Here is a 23,189-nt window from a genome sequence, read left to right on the forward strand (position 1 = left end):
AACACGAAACTACTAATAACTTTTTAAATGCAGTTATAAATTGGCATTTCATAATTCGTAATTTTAATACAAAGAACAAAAACCATGGAAAATCGCGACACTTTTCTTATTGATTTGAGAGGTGAACCTCTTGGAACGATTTCGGCTCAGTCAACTTCTGAAGAAGTATTTCAGAACAGGACTTTACGACCTATACTGGTTTTACAGAACGAACTTTTCATTGAAGTTTTTCTGAATTATGCGATAAAGCAAAAGAATGTGTTTTTCTCGATGCCACCCGATAAAAAAATGGCATACATTGAAAATGTGATTCAGCGCGACATCAAATTCAGAAATTCACTGAAAGGTATCATTATTGGACTTTTTACGGTGGAAGAATACAAAGAATACATCAAAAATTCCTCCAACATCAACAAACGAATGATGAACATGCTGATTGAACGGTTGAAAAGTCAGGTTATGATTTTAAATATGGATTAATTTAACTCAGATTGCAAATACCACAAACTAAAAAGCTGTCCGTTACGACAGCTTTTTTTATTTTAATAAAGACTTTCTCCGTTTAAATTGGTGCCGAGCACGTCGCTCATATAGTCGAAAAACGGGCGCATGGCTTTAAAAGTAGCCAAGACTTCGGTTTTGAAATTTTCACTAGTGATTTCCTTGTCGGTAAAGCTTCGGGAAATCAGGTATTGTTTTTTACGAATTAGATCGATGGCCGGATGGGTTTTATCGAAACCTTTTGGTGCGGTTTTCAATTCCTCACCTTTTAATTCTCCGAAATACTTTTTGAAATTCTCATCGGCAATAATTGCACGGATTTCTTCATCGTCCATTTCAAATTCCTTACGGATTCGGTTTAAATCTTCAGCATTGGGTTCCCAAAAACCGCCACCAACAAAACTGCCACCGGGCTGAATGTGAAGGTAATAACCGCCTCGTAAATAAGGTTTGGTTCGGTCAAAACTCACACTGAAATTGATTTTATACGGCGTTTTGTCTTTAGAAAACCGGATATCGCGATAAATTCTATGAATCTGCATTTTTTCGATACTGTCCTGTTTTCCAAATTCTTCGTTGATTTCCTGAAAGAAGTTTTTAATTACTTTCTGATGGTTTTCAAATCGTTTTTTATTGTCGGTAAACCAATCCCGGTTGTTATTTTTTTCTAATTCGGAAAGGAAATCCAGTTCGGCTTTTGAAATCATTTTTTCTTTTAAAAGTACACTATTTTGGCAATTCCGAAAAATTATTTTTCACGGGACTGCAATACTTTTACGATGTCGTTCAGCTGAAATCCCTTTGCCTGCAACAAAATTAAATAGTGAAACAGTAAATCAGCGCTTTCATTCAGAAATAAATCATTGTTGGAATCTTTGGCTTCGATAACGACTTCTATAGCTTCCTCGCCTACTTTCTGGGCAATTTTATTGATGCCTTTTGTGAACAAAGAAGCTATATAACTGTTTTCCGAATTTGCGTTTTCCTTCCGTTCTTTAATCGTGTTTTCCAATTTTGAAAGAAAACCAAACTCCTGATTGTTAACTTCCTGCCAGCAAGTATCGGAACCGGTGTGACAGATTGGTCCTGCCGGTCGTGCTTTGATTAAAAGTGTATCGTTGTCGCAATCTTCTTTAATACTAACCAATTTTAAAAAGTTGCCACTCTCCTCGCCTTTTGTCCACAATCGGTTTTTGGTTCTGCTGAAGAAGGTCACTTTATTGGTTTCCAGGGTTTTGTTTAACGCCTCCTGATTCATGTAGCCTAACATGAGTACGTTTTTGGTTTCGCTATCCTGAACAATTACAGGAAGTAAACCGTCTGTGTTTTTGGTGAAATCTAATTTCATTTTGTGTTCTTTTCTGTTTTTTCTTCCTTTTCCCTTTTCCCTTTTCTTTCTATATCCTAACACTCACATTCTTTTCTTTCAAAAACTGTTTCAGTTGTGGAATTTCGATTTCCTGATAATGAAAAACACTAGCGGCAAGAGCTGCATCGGCTTTCCCGTTTATGAAGGCATCGGCAAAATGCTGCATTGTTCCTGCGCCACCACTGGCAATAATCGGAATGTTTACAGTTTCCGACAGTTTGGCTAAAGCTTCATTGGCGAACCCTTTTTTTGTTCCGTCGTTGTTCATGGAAGTGAATAAAATTTCACCGGCGCCTCTATCTTGTGCTTCTTTCGCCCATTGGAATAAGTCCAATTTCGCTGCAGTTTTTCCGCCCATTAAATGCACTTTCCATTGATTGTCAATCAATTTAGCATCGATGGCAACCACAACGCACTGACTCCCGAATTCCTGCGCCAATTCAGTAATCAGGCTCGGATTTTTTACAGCCGATGAGTTTATGGATACTTTGTCGGCGCCGTTTTGAAGTAGTAATTTTACGTCTTCTGCGGAAGAAATGCCGCCACCAACGGTAAACGGTATATTGATGGCTTTTGCCACTTCACGAACCAATGGGATGAGGGTTTTTCGGCGTTCTTCGGTTGCGGAAATGTCTAAGAAAACGAGTTCATCGGCACCGGTTTCTGTATACTTTTTGGCTAATTCTACTGGGTCTCCGGCATCTTTTAGATCAATGAAATTGACCCCTTTAACTGTTCTTCCGTTTTTGATATCGAGACAGGGAATTATTCTTTTTGTTAGCATGGTTGAATGATATAATGTTCGAGTTCTTTTAATGTAATTCTACCTTCGTAAATAGCTTTCCCGATAATGGTTCCTTCACTGCCCAATTCGGCTAATTTTGGAAGTTCTTCAAACGTTGAAATGCCTCCCGAAGCAATCAGTTTTAGGTCTGAAACCGTTTCTAGAATCTCCTGATACAGCTCGAAACTTGGGCCTTCCAACATGCCGTCTTTCGCGATATCTGTGCAGATAACGGTTGTAATTCCTTTTTTCAGATAGTTTTCGATAAAAGGAATCAAGTCTTCCGAACTTTCTTCCAACCAACCGGAAACGGCTATTTTTCGATTGTTGACATCTGCGCCGAGAATTATTTTTTCGGCACCGTATTTTGAAATCCATTCCTGAAATAATTCCGGATTTTTTACGGCAATACTTCCGCCGGTGATTTGGTTGGCGCCACATTCGAAAGCGATTTGTAAATCGGCATCCGATTTTATACCGCCACCGAAATCAATTTGTAACGCTGTTTTAGAGGCGATTTGTTCCAGAACTTTATAATTTACAATTTGATTCGATTTTGCGCCGTCTAAGTCGACTAAGTGTAAATATTGGATTCCGTGTGCTTCGAATTGTTTGGCTACTTCCAACGGATTTTCGTTGTATGTTTTCTGAGTGGCGTAATCGCCTTTGGATAAACGCACGCATTTTCCGTCGATGATGTCTATGGCGGGTATGATTTTCATTATATTTCAGATTGTGGATTTTTATTTAATTGTGATTGCAATTCGATGTTGCGTTAGGGATTGCAGTGGAAATCCTTTTGTTTTTTCCTTAAAAAAAAAAACAAAAGATTGCAACGTAAAGCCCGCCCGAACGCCCAAATTATAAGCTCAAAAAATTCGATAAAATTTGTGCTCCGATTTTTCCGCTCTTTTCAGGATGAAATTGTACGCCGTAAAAATTCTCTTTTTGCAAAGCCGACGCATATTCTTGTCCGTACTGCGTTACCGCGATTGCATTTTCGTTTAGCGGCGCATAAAAACTGTGTACCAAATACAGGTATTCGTTTTCCGGAATTCCTGTAAATAAAGGCGAGTTCAGATTGTAAATGGTATTCCAACCCATTTGCGGAACCTTAACAGTGTTTGGGAATTTAAGTACGTTAACCTCGAAAATCCCTAAACCTTTAGTATTGCTTTCTTCGGTAGTGTTGCACATTAACTGCATTCCCAGGCAAATGCCCAAAACCGGTTGTTGCAAGGTTGGAATTACTAAGTCTAAACCACTTTCCTGCAGTTTTTTCATGGCACTTCCCGCCTCGCCCACACCTGGGAAAATCACTTTGTCGGCTGTTGTGATTTCGTCTTTGTCTTTGGTGATGATTCCTGTAAAACCAAGGCTTTCCAATGCAAACAGTACACTTTGGGTATTTCCGGAATCGTAATCTATAATGGCTATTTTCATGTTATAACATTCCTTTTGTGGAGGGCAAAATCATTTTTTCGGCATCGCGTTTTACGGCGGCTTTTATCGCTTTGGCAAACGCTTTAAAAATGGCTTCGATTTTATGATGTTCGTTGGTGCCTTCGGCTTTGATGTTCAGATTTGCTTTGGCGCCGTCGGTGAAGGATTTGAAAAAATGAAAGAACATTTCCGTGGGCATTTCCCCTATTTTTTCCCGTTTGAAATCGGCTTCCCAAACCAACCAGTTTCTGCCACCGAAATCAATGGTTACTTGTGCCAGACAATCGTCCATCGGCAGACAGAATCCGTAGCGTTCGATGCCCAGTTTGTTTCCCAAAGCATTTGCGAAGGCTTCTCCCAAGGCAATTGCCGTGTCTTCTATGGTGTGGTGTTCGTCTACTTCCAAATCGCCTTTGACTTGAATTTCCAAATCCATTTGTCCGTGACGGGCGATTTGATCCAGCATATGATCGAAAAAGGCCAAACCGGTTTTGATGTTGCTTTTTCCGATTCCGTCGAGATTTATAGTAATTGCGATATCTGTTTCATTGGTTTTCCGGATTACGGTTGCCGTTCGGTTTTTCAATTTCAGAAACTCGTAAATTGCTTTCCATGACGTGGTTTTCAAAGTGATTTGTTTTTCCAGTTCGGTTTTTTCAAAAGAAATTTCGTTGCTACCCAAAGCCTCGTGAGCTGTTATGAAAATCGCTTTACTGCCAATGTTTTTCGCCAATTCCACGTCGGTTAAACGGTCGCCGATTACGAAAGAATTTTTTAAATCGTAGTTTGAATTGTTCAAATATTTGGTCAGCATTCCGGTTCCGGGTTTTCGGGTTGGCGCGTTGTCTTGAGGGAAACTTCGGTCGATAAAAACTTCCTTGAATGTTATTCCTTCATTTTCAAGGGTTTTCAGGATAAAATTTTGAACAGGCCAAAACGTTTCTTCGGGAAAATTTGTTGTACCGAGTCCGTCCTGATTGGTTACCATGACCAATTCAAAGTCCAATTCCTTAGCGATTTTTGACAGGTATTGAAAGACTTCCGGATAAAATTCCAATTTTGAAAAACTGTCCAATTGGTAGTCGTCCGGTTCTAAAACAAGCGTTCCGTCTCTGTCTATAAATAAAACTTTTTGTGCCATTAGAGTGTTTTTAGTGCGTTGATTAATAGTTGGTTTTCTTCTGGAGTGCCGATGGAAATTCGCAAGCAATTTTTACATAACGGCTGATTGCTTCGGTTTCGGACTACAATGCCTTTTTCTAAAAGCTGATTGTATCTTTTGTGTGCATCATCTACTTTAATCAAGATGTAATTCGCCTCTGAAGGATATGTTTTTTGAATAAATTTTACTTCAAGTAATTGTTTAAGTAAAACCTTTTTTTCTGCTTTAATTAAAGTTATTCTATCATCTGTTGTTTTATTTTCGGTTAACACTTCTAGCGCTTTTTGTTGCGACAGATTGTTCAGATTGTAAGGGGGTTTAATTTTGTTTAAAACCGAAATAATTTCCGCCGACGCATACAAAATTCCCATTCGAATTCCGGCCAAACCATAAGCTTTCGAAAATGTTTGTGTGATGACCAGATTCGGATACTCCTTTAATTTTGCTAGCCAACTTTCGTTTTCGGAAAAATCAATGTAGGCTTCATCTAAAACCACCAAACCGTTGAAATACTGTATTAAAGTTACGATACTTTCCTTGGAAAAGGAATTTCCCGTGGGATTGTTAGGCGAACAAAGGAAAATCATTTTGGTATTGGTATCGATTGTTTTCAGAATTACTTCAGTTTGAGGCTGAAAATCATCTGCCGAAAGCAAAACTTCTCTGTTTTCTACGGCATTAAGATTGGCCAAAACGCCATACATACCATAAGTTGGTGGAAGTGTAATCACGTTGTCGCGATTCGGTTCGCAAAAAACGCGGAACAGCAAATCCAATACTTCATCACTTCCATTTCCGAGAAGAATTTGGTTAGCATGCACCCCTTTTTGATCAGCCAAAAGTCTTTTTACCGATTTTTGCTGCGGATCAGGATATCGGTTTACGCCATTTTCGAACGGACTTTCATTCGCGTCCAGAAAGATCATTTTTTGTTCAAAATCCTTGAATTCATCCCGCGCCGAGGAATAAGGTTGCATCGTTTTTATGTTGTTTCGGATTAGTTTATCTAAGTTCATTGTTATTGATTATGAGATTTCTCCTTTGTCGAAATGACAAACTATATATTTTTGTTTTTTAACGCGTTTAATCGTAAGGTTACCGCGTTTTTGTGTGCTTGCAAACCTTCGGCTTCCGCCATGATTTCTATGGTTTTACCGATGTTTTGAAGGCCTTTTTCAGTAATCTTCTGAAAAGTCATCGCTTTTAGAAAATTGTCCAGATTTACTCCGCTGTAATTCTTAGCAAAACCGTTGGTTGGCAAGGTGTGATTCGTTCCGGAAGCGTAATCACCGGCACTTTCCGGAGTATACTTCCCAACGAAAACCGAACCGGCATTCTGAATTCCATCAACATAAAAATCTTCATTTGCTGTTGCGATAATAAAGTGTTCCGGCGCATATTCATTGATAAAATCCAAAGCAATAGTGTCGTTTTCAACATAAATTAATTTTGAATTGCCAATGGCTTTTTCGGCTATGTCTTTTCGCGGAAGTTTGTTTAGCTGTTCTTCCACCTCTTTTTCAACGGCAGTAATCATTTTTTTTGAGGTGGAAACCAAAATTACCTGGCTGTCCGAACCGTGTTCCGCCTGACTTAATAAATCGGAAGCCACAAAAGCCGGAATTGCTGAATCATCTGCTACGACTAACAATTCTGAAGGACCGGCAGGCAGATCGATGGCTATACCGAACTGTGTCGCCACTTGTTTAGCCACAGTTACAAACTGATTCCCGGGACCGAAAATTTTAGATACTTTCGGAATCGATTCCGTTCCAAATGTCATCCCTGCGATGGCTTGAATACCGCCTACTTTTAAAATTTTCGTCACACCGCATAAATTTGCCGCATATAAAATAGCTGAATTGATTTTCCCATCTTTATTAGGCGGTGAACACAATATAATTTCTTGACAACCTGCTAATTGTGCCGGAACAGCCAGCATTAAAACCGTTGAAAACAAAGGCGCTGAACCACCTGGAATGTATAAGCCTACTTTTTGAATCGGGCGTTTTTCCTGCCAACAACTAACACCTTCGGTAGTTTCAATTGTTATACGTTCGGTTTTTTGAGCGCTGTGAAACGCTTCGATGTTGGTTTTGGCTTGCTTTATGGCGTCTTTCAATTCGTTCGGAACTAATGCGATTCCTTCTTTGAGTTCAACATCTGAAACGCTGATTTTTGACAATTCGATTCCGTCAAAAAAAGATGTGTATTTTGCTACCGCGACATCGCCTTTTTGCTGGATTTCTTTAAAAATCTGAGTCACAGTTGCTTCAATTTCCTTGAAGTTTCTTGTGGGACGTTGCATTAAAGCAGACCATTCGTTTTTGTTTGGATTTAGTATTTTTTTCATATTTCTATTTTCTATGTTTTCTTTTCTTGAATCTATTTACAGCACCATTTTTTCTATTGGGCAAACCAGAATTCCTTCTGCTCCGGCGGCTTTCAGTTGGTCAATGACCTCCCAGAAAAGCGCTTCATTGATTACCGAATGCACACTGCTCCAGCCTTTTTCGGCTAATGGCATCACGGTTGGACTTTTTAAAACGGGCAATATTTTACTGATTTCCGGAATTTTCTCATTTGGAACATTCATCAGTATGTATTTCGATTTCCGAGCCTTCAAAACCGATTGAATCCGAAAGCGAAGCTTATCTAGAACGGCTTGTTTTTCTTCCGAAATTTTAGGTGAAATGGCAAGGACTGCTTCACTTTTCAGGATGACTTCCACTTCTTTCAGGTTGTTTTTAAAAAGCGTACTTCCGGTGGAAACGATATCTACAATAGCATCTGAAAGTCCGATATTAGGCGCTATTTCAACGGAACCCGAGATTTCATGAAGTTCTACAGCAACATTTTTGGAGTTGAAGTAATTTTGAACGGTATTCGGATAGGAAGTGGCGATGCGTAATCCGTTCAGATCTTTCAGATTGTTGTATTCAAAGGTTTTAGGAACAGCTATTGAAACGCTGCATTTTGAAAATCCCAAACGTTCTGCAATGGTGATATTTGTCCCTTTTTCGACAAGTAAATTATCACCTACGATAGCGATATCTGCCACTCCGTCAATCAGATACTGAGGAATGTCGGAGTTTCGGAGAAATAAGATTTCCAGCGGAAAATTTGATGCTGTGGCTTTGAGTTGGTCGTTACCGTTTTCTACCGAGATGCCACAGTCTTTCAAGATTTTTAGGCTGTCTTCGTTAAGACGTCCAGATTTTTGAATTGCAATTTTTAATGTACTCATTGTTTTGGATTGAAAAGTCTGAGTACAACGTAACGTGTGGAAATAAAAAACCCGTTTGATGTACTCAAACGGGTTTTAAAAATATATGATTTATACACATACCATTATCACTTCGCTTGAGCGGAGAAATAATGATGATGATGTAACTGGTTTAAAAACATTTTTTGTTTGTTTTGATGTTGCAAATGTAAAGTCATTCTTTGTTATAAAACAACTTTTTTTGAAATTTTATATTTTGTTTAATGCTCATCGTCAGTGGTTTCTGTTCCGTTTGTTTGCGATGAAGCTTCATTATTGCTGGCGTTTTCGCGAATTTCAGTATGACGGATTTCGCCACCGGAAGTACCAACATTTTTTGATAAAACGGCTGTTCCGATTGCTAAAATCAAAGTCGCATAGGCAAAAAACTTGGCTTTTGCATGGTTTTTAAAGGACATGAATAACGATAATAATGCCACCGCTCCGGTCAGGTATAGCAGGATTACAAATTTCTCGGCAATCTCTTCGTGTTCGTGGATGATTTGCTTGCCTACGTTTGGTAAATCTTCTACCATTTCTTCTGCTCCTTCTCCTGTATTCATTGATAATAACCCGAAAATGGCTGCAATGGTAAACAATACATAAGCCGTATGTTGCACTGATTTATTTTTCAGCAATAATCCTGCAATTAAAATTCCCAATCCTAAAATGGTTCCGATAATCGGAAAATGGTTTACAACCATGTGTAAATGTGCGTCGTTCATGATAAAATAGTTTTAATTTGTTTATAGATTAGTTAACCTGCAATGGAAACGCCAATCAGCGCTCCGATTCCGTAAGTCACCGCTGCTGCAGCGAGACCAAAAAATACTTGTCGGATACCAGAAAAAAGAATGCTTTTCCCGGTAAAAAGTGTAATTGCCGATCCGATTCCGAATAGCCCGACCACCGCACTTGCAATGCTTAAATATATGGCGTTTCTACCATCAAGAAACATGAACGGATACAACGGAATGATGGCACCAACCGCAAATAAAATAAATGAGGTGATGGCAGCTTCCCAAGCTGATCCTTCGAGTTCTTCTTTATTGATATTCAGTTCTTCCGTGATTAAGGTTTCGATGGCTGACTCATTTGTTTCAAAAGCTTTGTTGGCCAATTTCATCGCTTCTTCTGCATTCATACCTTTGGCTTGGTACAATAGCGCCAATTCTTTCTTTTCTTCTTCCGGAGAAGCTTCTAATTCCTGTGTTTCAAGGGCGATTTGGTTTTCGTATAATTCTTTTGAACTCTGAACCGATAACCATTCCCCCAAAGCCATTGAAATCGCACCTGCCAATAATCCCGCAGAACCGGTTAATAGAATCGTACTGTTAGAAACGGCTGCACCTGCAACACCCATCACCAAACTCATGTTGGAAACGAGTCCGTCATTGGCTCCTAAAACGGCTGCACGCAAGGCATTTCCTCCTACCGATTTGTGACGGCTTTCAAATTTCGACAGTAAACCGCCAGAAACATTAAAAGCGGCATTCTGATTGACGGCTTCAATGATTTTCAGGTGATTGTGTTCGTATCCGGTGAGCTTCTCACCTTTTTCAATTTTATTTTTTATCGAATTTACTGCAAACTGTTTTTCGATGTTGGAAAGGTTGCTGATGATCGAATTATAGCCGAAAATCTTACCCAATTTCAATTGCAGTTTTGCTCGTGATGAAGGCAATGGTGCAACCATGTTTGGATTGCTTTCCTGCAGCTTGGCAAGAATGTGAACCGCATGATTTTTTTCAATCTCTGATAGACTCTGCAATACTTTTTTCAGATTGACATCTGTTTGTAAATTGGCAATGCTGTCGTACAAAAAAGCAGTATCGACTTCGGTTTGCAGTTGTTCTTTAAGTTTTTTTGCCTCCATGATGTTGTTAATTTGCTACATCAAAAACTCCTTTTGTAAGTAATTTTGAATTGGTGTTGACCTGAGTATTCGGAATGATTTCAACAAATTGTTCGGATTTTTCTCCAATGGTAACGCCAACTTTTTTAAAGGAATAATTGTTGTTTGTATCACTTTGTAATAAAAGTACGAAATTTTTATTATTTTCGGTAATTAAAGCTTCAGTTGGAATGGCAAGTCCTTTTTTTCTGTCGACAACTATAGAGGCTTCAACGAACATTCCTGTAAGTAGTTTTTGTTTAATCGCATCTGATAAATGACCGTGAACGTTAATGGTTCTGTCGTTTCCTTCAATGGATTTTCCAACTAGGTGCACACTAGCATCGAAAACATCTTTTGAAGCTTCCGGAACGGTGAATTTTATCGGTTGATTTTCTTTTATTTTTAAGATATCTTTCTCAAAAACAGCCATTTCTAAATGAAGGTGATCGGTTTGTACAATTTCCAAAATAACATCAGACGGCGCTATAAACATTCCGGTATTTACATTCATCACTACAATATTTCCCGAAATTGGCGCATAAATAGTTATTGTAGATGTTAATTTACCGTTTTCAACATTTTTTGGATTGATGTTTAAAAGCAATAATTTTTCTCTTAAACTGTTGTACATTGCTTTAGCTCTACGAAAATCACTTTCGGCTTTCAGATAATTTTTCTGAGAGGCAATTTTTTCGTTGTATAAGGTTTTTTGTCTTTCGTATTCGGATTTCAGGTAATCGATTTGCTCTGCAACTTCAAGATAATCTTTCTGAATGTCAATAAAATCAGTGTTTTCCAAAGTAACCAATGCTTGACCTTTGGTAACTTTATCGCCTACCAAAAGTGTTGTTGATTTAATATAGCCACCTAAAAACGTAGTTACTTTTGCCCGATTTTGAGGCGGAACATCAATTTTTCCAGATGCTTTAACAGTTACATCAAAATCCTGTTCGACAGGTTGACTGATTTGCATTCCGCCCGACTGAAACTGTTCTTTTGTAACAGAAATCAAATCGTTCACAGGTGTTTCAACGGTTTCCGGAGCCTGTTTTTTACAGGAAAACAAAGCTGTGGCTATGAGTAGGGTAAAAAAATATTTTTTCATGGTAACGATTTAAAAATTAAGATATTGAATATCCAGTTGTGTTTTGTTGTATTGTAGTACATTGTTTAAATAATCCATCTGAATGGAAGTTGCGTTTTCCAGACTTAAAATATATTGAAAGAAATCAATTTCGCCGTGTTTGTAACTCATGTTAGCCACTTTTATAATTTCTTCGGATAATTTTTTACCGTATTCGTTATAATAAGCAATGGCTTCAGCATGTTTTTCCAGTTCACTGGTTTTCTGGCTGATGTATTTGTCGATTTTAAGTTCTTCATTCTGTTTTTGCTGTTCCCAACTTTGCAGTTCCAACTTGGCTACTTTAGATTTGGCAATGTTTCCGGAAAACAGAATCGGTACCGCAATGCCTACCTGAAAACCATATAACGATTGCGATAAACCGCTGTTTTTCCCTTGAAAATATTCTAGATTTAAATCGGGTAACCAGTTTTGTTTCTGTATCGATATTTGATTTTTATAATTTTTCGTAATGTTTTCAAAATAAGAATTGTATAATTCTTTATTTGATTTATTGCTTAAATTATTTAAAGGAACGATTGTGTTGTTTTTAATATTAAAATTCTCATCCGATTGTAGTAAGGATTGTAAAATTTCAAGATTCGCTTTTTTCTGTTTTTCGATTTGCAAAAGCGTTGTTTTAATTTGACGGAACTTTGCTTCGGCAGTAATTTTTTCCAAATAATTGGATTCTCCTAATTCAAATTTTCGACTGCTTGCTTTTGAGAAATTTTGGTACAGACTGTCTAAATAACGGTACAGTTTTTCCTGATGCTGTAACAAAACGATTTCCTGATAGGTCTGATTTACACTGTGTGTGAGTTTGTTTTTCTGAATTTCGAAATTCGATTGCTGTGTTTCATATTCTGATTGATACAGGTTTTTATGTGCACCGTAAACAGTTGGAAATGCAAAACGCTGTTGTACCCCAAAGACTTTCAGCGGTAAATTGTTTATTGCCAGATTATTTTGATCGTAACCATAATATATATTGGCTTTATCAAAAGAAAACGCTGTTTTTATGTTGGCCTTTGCTTTATCGACCTGTAATTGGGAAGCTTTTATTCCTTTGTTATTGGCAATCGCTTTGGATACTAAACTGTCCAATTCAGGATTGTTGTTTTGCGAAAAAGCGACAGAAGAACCTAATAAAAACAAAATAACCGGAATAACGTTTTTATGTTTCTTTTTTAGTTTTGGTTTTATAATTTCTTTCGAATCAAAAACTTTGTATAAAATTGGTAATACTATCATTGTCAGTAAAGTGGCGGTAAACAAACCTCCAATTACTACCGTTGCTAACGGTCGTTGTACCTCTGCTCCTGCCGAAGCTGAAATTGCCATTGGTAAAAAGCCTAAAGCTGCAGCGGAAGCAGTTAATAAAACCGGACGTAATCTGTCGGTTGTACCTTTTAAAATCAGTTCGTTCATGTTGTTTATTCCCTGGTGTTTTAATTCTTTAAAGTGTTCAATAAGTACGATTCCGTTCAATACGGCGATTCCGAAAAGCGCAATAAAACCAACGCCTGCCGAAATACTGAACGGCAAATCTCTGATCCACAGAAATAAAATTCCTCCAACGGCCGAAAGTGGAATAGCAGAATACACCAACAAGGCTTCTTTAACGGAACCGAAAGCAAAATACAGCATAATGAAGATCAGTACTAGTGCGATTGGAACTGCAATCATTAATCGGGCTTTAGCGCTTTGCAGGTTTTCAAACTGTCCGCCATACGTAACATGATAACCGGAAGGCAGTTTTACTTTGGTTTCCACAATGCGCTGAATATCATCTACAACACTCTGTAAATCTCGGTTTCTTACATTGATTCCGACAACAATTCTTCTTTGGGTATTGTCTCTTGAAATTTTCGCAGGACCTTCGGTGTATTCAATTTGTGCTAATTCGCTTAGTGGTATCTGATCTCCGGAAGGTGTAGAAACATATAAATTACGCAAATCTTCAATATCTCTTCGGTTGGTTTTGTCTAATCGAATAACCATATCGAAACGTTTTTCACCTTCAAACACATTGCCTACCGTTTTTCCGGCAAAACCAAGTGCTATGATTTCATTTAAATCGGCAATATTTAATCCGTATCGTGCAATCTTGCTTCTGTCGTAGCGAACGGCCATTTGCGGTAAACCTTCCGTTTTTTCGATAATAATATCAGAAGCGCCTTCCACGTTTTTAATTGCCTTTTCGATTTCTTTTGCTTTTCGGGCCAAGACGTTCAAATCTTCACCGAAAATTTTCACCGCCACATCCGAACGCGTTCCGGAAATCAATTCGTTAAAACGCATTTCGATAGGTTGTGTAAACTCAATTTCCATATTTGGAATCTGTTTTTCGATTGCCGCTTTAATCTTATCGGCCAATTCGTCTTTAGTTTCGGCGGAAACCCATTCAGATTTTGGTTTCAGTTTAACAATAACATCACTTTCCTCCATACTCATAGGATCTGTAGGCACTTCGGCAGCACCGATGCGGCTTACAACCTGATTGACTTCCGGAAAATTTTTCAGTATGATTTTCTCAATTTTGGTTGTTGTTCCTATTGTTTTTGTTAGGGAAGTTCCGGTTTTTAAAACAGGTTGGATTACGAAATCGCCTTCGTCTAACGTTGGGATGAATTCCCCACCCATTGTTGTAAATAAACCGATTGCCAGTAAAAGCAAGCCAAACGCGCCGTACATTACTTTTTTGGTATTGCTTAAAGCCCAGGTTATTACGGGTAAATACAAGGAATTTATTTTATTGATTAAACGATTCGACAGAGAATTTGGATTTTCCTCTTTCGGTTTTAAAAATAGGGAAGAAATTACCGGTACATAGGTAAAACAGAACAACATCGCGCCTACCAATGCAAAACTGAAAGTCATCGCCATTGGTTTGAACATTTTTCCTTCCACTCCGGTTAAAGACAGGATCGGGATGAAAACAATCAGGATGATTAATTGTCCGAAAACGGCCGAGTTCATCATTTTTGAAGCACTTTTGAGCGTAATTCGGTCGATTTCCGATTGTTGGTCTGTTCCGGAAAGTTGGTTTAATTCTGCCGATTTATGGGTTATCTGAAATGCGATAAACTCCACTATAATTACCGCACCATCAATGATGATTCCGAAGTCGATTGCCCCTAAACTCATTAGGTTGGCGTCAATTCCGAGAAGGTTCATAAAAGATATGGCAAACAACAGGCAAAGCGGAATTACCGAAGCCACTACCAAGCCGGAGCGCCAGTTTCCTAATAAAAGCACTACGACAAAAATTACAATAAGACAACCTAAAATAAGATTTTCCGCTACGGTGAATGTGGTTTTACCCACCAATTCACTTCGTTCCAAAAATCCGTTTATGTAAACGCCTTTCGGAAGTGTTTTCTGGATTTCAGCTACGCGGTTTTTTACATCTTCAATTACTTGCTTGGAATTAGCGCCTTTCAGCATCATAACCTGACCTAAAACTTTCTCACCTTCTCCATTGGCGGTTATAGCTCCGAAACGGTTTGCATGACCGTAGCGCACCTGAGCAACATTTTTCACATAAACCGGAATCCCGTTATTGTTCTTTACAACAATGTTTTCAATATCGGAAACGGAATTAACTTTTCCTTCTCCACGGATAAAATAACTCTGATTTTCTTTTTCGATATAAGCACCTCCGGCAATACTGTTGTTGTTTTCCAAAGCTCGGAAAACCTCACCAATTTCAATATTCATCGCTTTTAAACTAGCAGTGTTTATGGCGATTTCATATTGTTTTAAGTAGCCGCCCCAAGTGTTGATTTCGACTACACCGTTGATTCCGGAAAGCTGGCGTTTTACCGTCCAGTCCTGGATTGTGCGTAAATCGGTTACTGAATATTGATTTTTATATTCGGGTTTTACGTCGAGAATGTATTGATAAATTTCACCAAGTCCCGTCGTTATGGGTCCCATTTCGGGAGTTCCGAAACCTTGCGGAATTTTTTCGGAAGCGGTTTTGATTTTTTCGGCAATTAACTGACGCGGCAGATAAGTTCCTTCCTTTTCATCGAAAACAATGGTAACCACAGATAATCCGAATTTTGAAATGGAACGGATTTCTTTAACGCCGGGTAAATTGGCCATTTCCAACTCGACCGGATAGGTAATATATTGCTCAATATCTTCTGTGGAAAGGTTGCGAGAAGTAGTAATCACCTGTACCTGATTATTGGTAACATCCGGAACGGCACCAATGGAAATCTGGAAAACAGAAAACATTCCAAATCCTATAATACCAATCGTAAAAAGAATGATTATGAATTTATTTCGAAGGCTGAATCCAATTATTTTATCCATCATTATATTTTTTAACAAATTTAAAAATGAAAGAAAAAAGGTAACTTAAGATAGCCTTAAGATGTTCTTACGAAAAGCTTAAAATTACTTCAGTCCCTTCATTTAGCGTACTGTTAATGTTGATTTGGATATTTAAAAGTAAGCATAATTTCCTTACAATTGATAAACCTAAGCCAGTTCCTTTAATATCGGAGTGTGTTGATGCTTCCGAACGATAAAACTGATCGAAAATAGCATTCAGGTCTTCTTTTTTTATACCAATACCGTTATCGGTAATTTTGCAGACGGTTTTTTCGCCATCTTTTGAAATATCGATTATTACCGTTCCGTTTTGCAATGTATATTTTACTGCATTGGAAATGATGTTTCCGATAATTATGGACAGCAGGTAATTGTCTGTTTTTACATAGTAATCTTTCGAAAAATCGGTTTTTACGGTAATATTTTTACTTTGGAATTTTGGGGCAAATCGGGCAAGAACATCCAGAAAAGTTGAATTCAAAAGCACTTCTTCGCTTTTTACATATTGTTTTTGGTTTTCGAATCGGGCCAGCAATAACAGCTCATCCACTAAATTATTTAGACGGTCGACTTCGGAAACGCAAAAATTAATTTTATCGATATACTCTTCGTTGGTTCGGGGTTTGCGAATTAAAACCTCCAATGTCCCTTTGATTACAGCCAATGGTGTTCTTAATTCGTGAGAAGCATCGGAAGTGAACTGTTTTTCGCGTTCGACAGCGCTTTCGATTCGGTCCAAAAGCTCATTGATGTTTTTGGATAGTTGATATAGCTCGTCTTTGTTTTTGGGTAATTCAATTCGGGCACTTAAATTGTCTTTTGTTATTTCCGAAGACGTTTTAATAATCGTACTTACCGGTTTAATACTTCTTCCGGCTATAATTCTTGCGATAAAAAAAAGCACAATTAAAATTAATGGAAAAGCAATCAGTAAAATTTCCCGCTGATTGTTAATTACCATTACTGCATCTTCTAAAGACATGGCAATTATTACGTAACCTGCTTTTTGTTGGTTGTCAAAAATCGGAACCTGAATCTGTCGAATAATTTTTCCATCTAAATAAGTATCGTAAAAGTCATTGTCGTGATCTGCATTGGTTAGGAAAAGGGATTTGTCTTTAAGGTTTGGCGATTTGTCAATCAGATTTCCTTTATTGTCTACAAACTCGATAAAAACAGGATTAACATCAAAGGTATTGTGTTCCCTTTCTTTCCACTCTTCTTCGTGAGCCAAATTGATATGACCATTGCTTATGGTTATTTCTTTGCGGTGTTTTTCAATTTCCGTTTTAATATCCGAATTGATGTCATTATAAACCGATATTTCTACGATATGATGAATAACGATGAATACGACGAAAATCAGTAATGCAGTACTGATGATATAGTTAAAAGCTATTCTATTCTTGAAGGAGAGTGAAAACATGATTTATCGGTGTATGGATTCGAAATCCGGTTCAACATGAATGAGTACGTGTCCCAATTCGTTTAATTCGGCACGCAAAGTATCTTTTAAAACATGCGCAATGTCGTGCCCTTCTTTTACGCTTTTTGTTCCGTCTACAATGATGTGTAAATCCACATGGTATTTCATTCCTGCTTTTCGGATGAAGCATTTTTCTATACCTTTCATATTGGGAATTGTAGCACCGATACGGATAATTTCGGCTTCTAATTCATGGTATAAATGCTCATCCATTATTTCGCCAAGCGCTGGTCTGAATATTTTATAGCAATTGTAAAGAATGAATCCTGAGGCTAATAAAGCGGCCCAATCATCGGCAGATTCGTATCCTTTTCCGAAATAAATCGCTATTGAAATTCCTATGAAAGCAGCTATTGAAGTTATTGCATCACTTCTGTGGTGCCAGGCGTCTGCTTCGAGCGAGCTGCTTTTAGTTTCTTTGCTTTTTTTCATCACTGTTTGAAAAGAAAACTCTTTCCATAAGATAATGGCGCCTAAAACGAAAAGTGTAAAAGGTTTGGGTAACTCATGGGGAGTTCCGATATTCAGGATACTTTCGTAGGCGATTATGGTTGCGGATGTAATTAAGAAACCTACTACGATAAACGTTACCAGCGGTTCTGCTCTTCCGTGACCGTAAGGATGGTTATCATCGGCAGGTTTGTTGGAATATTTGATACCGAAAAGCACTAAAAACGATGCAAAAATATCGGCAGTAGATTCGATAGCGTCAGCAATCATGGCATAAGAATTACCAAAATAGCCGGTGATTCCTTTTATTAAAGCCAAAAGAGTATTACCGATAATACTGAAATAGGTTGCCTTTATTGCCGTTTCGGTTTTTGACATAATTAATTTTCGTTGGCGATGTACCCTACGCCTCTTATTGTTTTGATCAATTCGACATCTTTATTCAGGTTGAGTTTTTTTCGGATGGCGTTGATGAAAACATCAATAACTCCGGTATCGTATTCAAAATGAATATCCCAAACGTCTTCAATAATACTGTTTCTGGAACAAACGGTTCCTTTTCGTTCTATTAGATATTTCAGTAAGTCGTATTCGCGTTGTGTCAGTAAGACTTCTTTATCTTCAACAAAAACCTGATGGCTTAACGTTTTAATACTGATTGATCCTAATTTCAATATTTCAGGCTTTTGCTCGTTTCGAAAATGAATTTTGATGCGTTCCAGTAATTCTTCAAAGCTAAAGGGTTTTTTGATGTAATCGTTAGCCCCGGCTTTGAGTCCTTCAATTGTTTCCTGAACCGTGTCTTTTGCGGTAAGAAACAAAATTGGTGTTTTTTGGTCTTCTTTGCGTATCGCCTCACAAACTTCCAACCCGGTTAGTTTGGGCAGCATCCAGTCTAACAGAATTAAATCCGGCATTTCTTTTTTGGCCATTTCCAACCCTATCATCCCGTCGGAAGCCACGTGAATTGTGTATCCTTCTTCTTCCAAGCCTTGTTTTAAAAAGTTGGAAATCCCCGACTCGTCTTCTATAATTAAAATTTTCATACGACTTTAGTGCTAAATATTCTTCGAAATTAATCAATTATAAAATTATCCGAATGCTACAAATTTTATCTTAAGCTAAACTTAAGCGATTTGGAAAAACCATTTTATATGTTTGTATCATAATTTTTTCTTATGAAATTAACAAAAAGTCTTTATCCATTTTTGCAATTAGGCTCATTTTACTTAATTGTAAATTTAATTTTAAGAGTAATTCTTATTTTTCATCCCATTACACAATCCTCTTTCGGTTTGGGTGCTGTGATGAAAATCTTCTTGCTGGGTATCGTTTCTGATTTTTTTGTTTTTACACTGGCCAGTGTTTTTTTATGGTTGTATCAGATATTTCTTTCGGATTCTAAGTATCATAAACCCTGGGGATATATTATTTTTGGGTTATTATTGGCATTATTGCTTTATGTGTCTTTTTTCAATACGATTTTAAATGAATACGGAGGCGTAGTTCCTACTATCGGAATCGCTTTGATCGGACTGAAAACAGTTTTGTTCGGCTTACTTCTATTTCTTCCTAAATATCGTAAAAAAATACGATTCATTCTTTATTCGGTAACTATTTTCATCTTTGTTTTAGTTATGGTTCAGAATGCGGTGAGTGAATTCTTTTTCTGGAATGAGTTTGGTGTAAAATACAATTTTATTGCAGTTGATTATTTGGTGTATACAAACACTGTTATCGGTAATATAATGGAATCCTATCCCGTAGTTCCGTTATTTGCGGGAATTGGAATTGTAGCAGCCATTGCAACAGTAATTATCGTAAAAAAATCGAAATCATTCTTAGACAATCTGCCTTCTTTTACGGAGAAAATAAAGTTATCAGTCTTATTTTTGATTCTTTTCGGATTTTCATTATTTGCTGTTCCGTCGTTGGCTAAATTGGAAAATTCTCAAAATGTTTTTACCAATGAGCTTCAATCTAATGGTGTTTATAAATTCTATTTGGCGTTCATGAACAGTGAATTGGATTATTTCAAGTTCTACCCAACATTGCCGGATAACGAGGCATACGCACTTTTAAAACAACAGTTGCCTGATATTTCAAATGGATCAACGCTAAGACAAATCAACGGTATAGAAAAAGAAACCCGTAAAAATGTAGTATTGATAACCATAGAAAGTCTGAGTGCAGATTTCATGAAAGCTTACGGCAATGACCAGAACATTACTCCTTTTTTGGATTCATTGGCGGATAAAAGTTTGTTTTTTACAAATCTTTATGCTACTGGAAACAGAACGGTTCGCGGACTGGAAGCCGTAACTCTTTGTATTCCACCAACAGCCGGTGAAAGTGTTGTAAAACGCGAAGACAACAAGGATAAGTTTTCTACCGCAAGTGTGTTCAGACAAAAAGGATATGGAGTCAACTATCTTTACGGTGGTGATGCTTACTTTGATAATATGCAGGATTTTTTTAGTGGAAACGGTTATAGCATCGTTGATAAAAAAACAATGGATCCAGCAAAAATTAATTTTGCAAACATTTGGGGTGTTTGTGACGGCGATATGGCCAATAAAGCGATAGAAATGATGGATGAAGGTGTAAAGTCCGGAAAACCGTTCTTTACTCATTGGATGACCGTAAGTAATCACCGTCCGTTTACGTATCCTGATGGGAAAATCGATATTCCTGCCAATTCCAAATCCCGTGAAGGTGGTGTAAAATATACCGATTATGCGTTGCGTCAGTTTTTTACTATGGCCGAAAAACAAGCATGGTTTAAAAATACCGTTTTTGTAATTGTTGCTGATCATTGCGCGTCCAGTTCCGGAAAAACCGAATTGCCTATGGAAAAATACCGAATTCCGGCCATGATTTATGCACCCGGATTTATACAACCGGAGAAAAACGGGGTATTAATGTCGCAAATCGATTTAATGCCAACGCTTTTCGGACTGTTGCATTTTAATTATCAAAGCAAATTTTATGGCGAAGATGTTATGAAACCCGAGTACAAACCACGTGCTTTTATTGCAACATATGAAGATCTTGGTTTGATAAAGAATAATATTTTGACCATTATTGCTCCGGTTAAAAAAGTAAAGCAATTCGATTTGATTTTAAAACCTACTAAAGGATTGCAACCGGAATTTCAGATTCATTTTGAAGAAAAACCAAGGAAAATAATAGACCAAAAATTGGTTCAGGAAACGATTTCTTATTATCAAACGGCATCCGAAATGCTGAAAAATAAGAAATATCAGAAATAAAAATCAAAATGCCGATTCATTTGAATCGGCATTTTTTTTATAATAGTCCGTTATATTTTCTAGTAAACCATTCGGCAGCGAGAGAAACGACCAAAAGAACCATTAACCAAATCCAGTCAATTAGCGGTGTTTTTTTAATTATGGCTTTCTCGGTAGCGATATAGTTTTGGTTTTTAAGCAAATCTTCGATTAACGCATCCACTTGGGAAGGGTAATACACTTTTCCGTTAGTGTTCGATGCCAGTTGCTGTAAACGTGAAGTATCAGGATTTACAAATTGTTTTTCAATTTCAAAATCCAATACTTCAAAAGTACCGGAATATTTTGTTTTCGAATTGTTTTCGGTAACGGTAAAGCTGTAATTTCCAAACTCTAATCCGTCCAGATTTACTTTGTATTCGCTATTTCCTTTTAGAAAGTCAAAATTCTTAGTTTTACCGGTTTGCTTGTTTTTCAGGGCTATTGTTAAACGTGCGTTTTCATCGAATTCATAGTTTTTATTGAAATACTGCGCTGTAATTTCGATGGTTTCCCCGGAATTATAAAAACTTTCATGCGTAACTGCCAATGATTTTTTAGCAGAATTGGATGCTAAATACTGGATTATTTTATCGGTAAAAACATCAAACTGTTCGAATGATTTGGTTTTCAAATGACTTTCCATGCGCCATTTCCAAATATTTTCCCCGAAAAGATATGCGTTACGTTTTAAACCGTTTTCAGAAAACGTTAATAGTGGATTTTCAGTTGTAATGTTTCGGATTCTGGCTTTTAAAAGGGTGTTTGCATTTTCTTTTACCGAAATTGTACCGAACGGATGCTGTAATGGCGTGAACTGTTCGAAACCAATATTGTCTAAAGCAAACGAATTGAACTGCGAATTGTAATCGGCGGAATAGTCTTCGTTTTGTCCTGAAAGCTTAAACTGTATCTGATTCTGGTATTGGTTCAGAAGATTGAAATCGGTGTTGGTTCCGGTAATCATCCAAGTGTTTAAACCTAAGTTTTTGTTCTGTTCCAAAAGGGATCTGAATTCGTTTGTAGGCTGATACAAAATCAAAACATTAAAATCTTGTAATGATTTGATTTCTTTTGGTTTAACAATGGTTACTTTACGTTGTTGATTAGATTCAATGGAACGTTTTAAAGCACCCAAGTCGGGATGATTTATGGTAGAAACCAAGGCGATTTCCGAACGCTGATCGATGACTTCAACCGCGAAATTTTTGGAGTTATTGTATTGGTTTTTCTCTTTTTCCGAAGATGAAATAACCGCTTTGAAAGTTTGTACTCCTACTTTGTCGGCGTTCAGTAAAACAGATACGACCTGAGCTTTTTTAGAAGGTGAAAATGCAACGGTTTGCTTGTGGATGGCAGCATTTCCCTGTTGTATAATGAAAGTAGCGTTTACGGCTTTATTTCCGTTATATTGTAAAAACACTTCTACAGGAAATTTATTCTTCAGAAAAGCGTATTTGTTAACGTTAAGCTGATTGATTTTCAGATCAAAAAACGAGGTGGTATCACCTAAAATCAGAGGGTAAACTGAAGTATTTTGCTGAAAACTGTATACGTAATCGTTCCCGATGGTCTGGTTTCCGTCGGTTAATAAAACAACCGGGTAATGCTGACTGCGGTAAAATTGCTTCAGATTTTGGGCTGCCTGATCAATATGAGTCTGCTTTCCTTTGAAATCCAGTTCGTTACCCGATTGGAAATCGCTGTCAAAACGATACAACTGTACGTCGTATTTTTCGTTTAGTTTACTGTTTCGGGTTAATTTCTCTGAAAGTTCCTTGGCTGTATTGTCCTGACTCAATTCTTTGATTGACTGCGAATTATCAACAACAATTGGCAAAGGCGTTTTGGTGGTTTCAAATGTTTTTCGGGAAATAATCGGATTGATTAATAATACGAAAATTGAAAACAAGGAAACAAAACGTAAAAAAGCCAAAAACAAGTGCAGTTTCGACTTGTAATTGGCTTTGTATAAGTAGTGGTAAAACGACAATCCGGCAGCAATCAGTACAGAAAGTAATAAAAGTAAAATTGTGCTTGTTGTCATTTTTATGGATTAAAAGATTTTAAAA

The 23,189-nt window shown here is 37.4% G+C and carries 19 protein-coding genes; 2 read left to right on the forward strand and 17 right to left on the reverse strand.

Annotated elements, in window-relative coordinates; translation table 11 throughout:
* The first annotated feature begins 84 nt into the window (after positions 1-84).
* Complete coding sequence (locus tag FCR2A7T_RS10825) at positions 85-480, forward strand: hypothetical protein (RefSeq protein ID WP_023571335.1); 396 nt, start codon at positions 85-87, stop codon at positions 478-480.
* A gap of 62 nt (positions 481-542) precedes the next feature.
* Here the strand turns inward: FCR2A7T_RS10825 and FCR2A7T_RS10830 are convergent, their stop codons facing one another.
* The 16 genes from FCR2A7T_RS10830 to FCR2A7T_RS10905 form a co-directional block, all read right to left on the reverse strand.
* Positions 543-1,208: a DUF2461 domain-containing protein gene (locus FCR2A7T_RS10830; RefSeq protein ID WP_023571336.1), complete on the reverse strand. Its 666-nt coding sequence runs from the start codon at positions 1,206-1,208 to the stop codon at positions 543-545.
* 41 nt (positions 1,209-1,249) lie between these two features.
* Complete coding sequence (gene hisIE, locus FCR2A7T_RS10835) at positions 1,250-1,912, reverse strand: bifunctional phosphoribosyl-AMP cyclohydrolase/phosphoribosyl-ATP diphosphatase HisIE (RefSeq protein WP_262493738.1); 663 nt, start codon at positions 1,910-1,912, stop codon at positions 1,250-1,252.
* The gene (gene hisF / locus FCR2A7T_RS10840; protein ID WP_035118270.1) at positions 1,899-2,654 is read right to left on the reverse strand and encodes an imidazole glycerol phosphate synthase subunit HisF; all 756 of its coding nucleotides are present in this window, start codon (positions 2,652-2,654) and stop codon (positions 1,899-1,901) included. Before hisF ends, hisIE begins: the two co-directional genes overlap by 14 nt.
* A complete protein-coding gene (gene hisA, locus FCR2A7T_RS10845; protein WP_023571339.1) occupies positions 2,648-3,376 on the reverse strand; it encodes a 1-(5-phosphoribosyl)-5-[(5-phosphoribosylamino)methylideneamino]imidazole-4-carboxamide isomerase in 729 nt (242 codons plus the stop codon). The genes hisF and hisA overlap by 7 nt, the downstream gene beginning before the upstream one ends.
* A gap of 139 nt (positions 3,377-3,515) precedes the next feature.
* Complete coding sequence (hisH, locus tag FCR2A7T_RS10850) at positions 3,516-4,097, reverse strand: imidazole glycerol phosphate synthase subunit HisH (RefSeq protein WP_023571341.1); 582 nt, start codon at positions 4,095-4,097, stop codon at positions 3,516-3,518.
* 1 nt (position 4,098) lies between these two features.
* Positions 4,099-5,238, reverse strand: a complete 1,140-nt coding sequence (gene hisB / locus FCR2A7T_RS10855) for a bifunctional histidinol-phosphatase/imidazoleglycerol-phosphate dehydratase HisB (protein ID WP_035118271.1) — start codon at positions 5,236-5,238, stop codon at positions 4,099-4,101.
* On the reverse strand, positions 5,238-6,275 hold the full coding sequence (gene hisC / locus FCR2A7T_RS10860) for a histidinol-phosphate transaminase (protein WP_035118273.1): 1,038 nt from the start codon (positions 6,273-6,275) through the stop codon (positions 5,238-5,240). The genes hisB and hisC overlap by 1 nt, the downstream gene beginning before the upstream one ends.
* 41 nt (positions 6,276-6,316) lie before the next feature.
* Positions 6,317-7,612 carry a histidinol dehydrogenase gene (gene hisD / locus FCR2A7T_RS10865; RefSeq protein ID WP_023571344.1) on the reverse strand — a complete coding sequence of 432 codons (1,296 nt, stop codon included), beginning with the start codon at positions 7,610-7,612 and terminating at the stop codon, positions 6,317-6,319.
* Between the two features lie 36 nt (positions 7,613-7,648).
* Complete coding sequence (hisG, locus tag FCR2A7T_RS10870; protein WP_023571345.1) at positions 7,649-8,506, reverse strand: ATP phosphoribosyltransferase; 858 nt, start codon at positions 8,504-8,506, stop codon at positions 7,649-7,651.
* A 239-nt stretch (positions 8,507-8,745) separates the two neighbouring features.
* The gene (locus FCR2A7T_RS10875) at positions 8,746-9,249 is read right to left on the reverse strand and encodes a hypothetical protein (RefSeq protein ID WP_023571346.1); all 504 of its coding nucleotides are present in this window, start codon (positions 9,247-9,249) and stop codon (positions 8,746-8,748) included.
* Between the two features lie 32 nt (positions 9,250-9,281).
* The gene (locus FCR2A7T_RS10880; RefSeq protein ID WP_023571347.1) at positions 9,282-10,400 is read right to left on the reverse strand and encodes a VIT1/CCC1 transporter family protein; all 1,119 of its coding nucleotides are present in this window, start codon (positions 10,398-10,400) and stop codon (positions 9,282-9,284) included.
* A gap of 7 nt (positions 10,401-10,407) precedes the next feature.
* The gene (locus FCR2A7T_RS10885) at positions 10,408-11,526 is read right to left on the reverse strand and encodes an efflux RND transporter periplasmic adaptor subunit (RefSeq protein WP_023571348.1); all 1,119 of its coding nucleotides are present in this window, start codon (positions 11,524-11,526) and stop codon (positions 10,408-10,410) included.
* Positions 11,527-11,535: 9 nt separating this feature from the next.
* Positions 11,536-15,873 carry a CusA/CzcA family heavy metal efflux RND transporter gene (locus FCR2A7T_RS10890; RefSeq protein WP_035118275.1) on the reverse strand — a complete coding sequence of 1,446 codons (4,338 nt, stop codon included), beginning with the start codon at positions 15,871-15,873 and terminating at the stop codon, positions 11,536-11,538.
* A gap of 64 nt (positions 15,874-15,937) precedes the next feature.
* Positions 15,938-17,317: a sensor histidine kinase gene (locus FCR2A7T_RS10895; protein ID WP_035118277.1), complete on the reverse strand. Its 1,380-nt coding sequence runs from the start codon at positions 17,315-17,317 to the stop codon at positions 15,938-15,940.
* A gap of 3 nt (positions 17,318-17,320) precedes the next feature.
* Positions 17,321-18,205, reverse strand: coding sequence for a cation diffusion facilitator family transporter (locus FCR2A7T_RS10900; protein ID WP_023571352.1), 885 nt, complete (start codon positions 18,203-18,205; stop codon positions 17,321-17,323).
* Positions 18,206-18,207: 2 nt separating this feature from the next.
* Entirely contained in the window at positions 18,208-18,873 is a 666-nt protein-coding gene (locus FCR2A7T_RS10905; protein WP_023571353.1) for a response regulator transcription factor, read from the reverse strand.
* A 132-nt stretch (positions 18,874-19,005) separates the two neighbouring features.
* On the opposite strand from FCR2A7T_RS10905, the gene FCR2A7T_RS10910 reads away from it, so the two are divergent.
* Positions 19,006-21,099: an LTA synthase family protein gene (locus FCR2A7T_RS10910; RefSeq protein WP_035118278.1), complete on the forward strand. Its 2,094-nt coding sequence runs from the start codon at positions 19,006-19,008 to the stop codon at positions 21,097-21,099.
* 37 nt (positions 21,100-21,136) lie between these two features.
* Here the strand turns inward: FCR2A7T_RS10910 and FCR2A7T_RS10915 are convergent, their stop codons facing one another.
* The gene (locus FCR2A7T_RS10915) at positions 21,137-23,164 is read right to left on the reverse strand and encodes a hypothetical protein (protein ID WP_023571355.1); all 2,028 of its coding nucleotides are present in this window, start codon (positions 23,162-23,164) and stop codon (positions 21,137-21,139) included.
* Positions 23,165-23,189 lie beyond the last annotated feature (25 nt).

It is taken from the genome of Flavobacterium cauense R2A-7 (assembly GCF_000498475.1).
Classification (GTDB): Bacteria; Bacteroidota; Bacteroidia; order Flavobacteriales; family Flavobacteriaceae; genus Flavobacterium; species Flavobacterium cauense.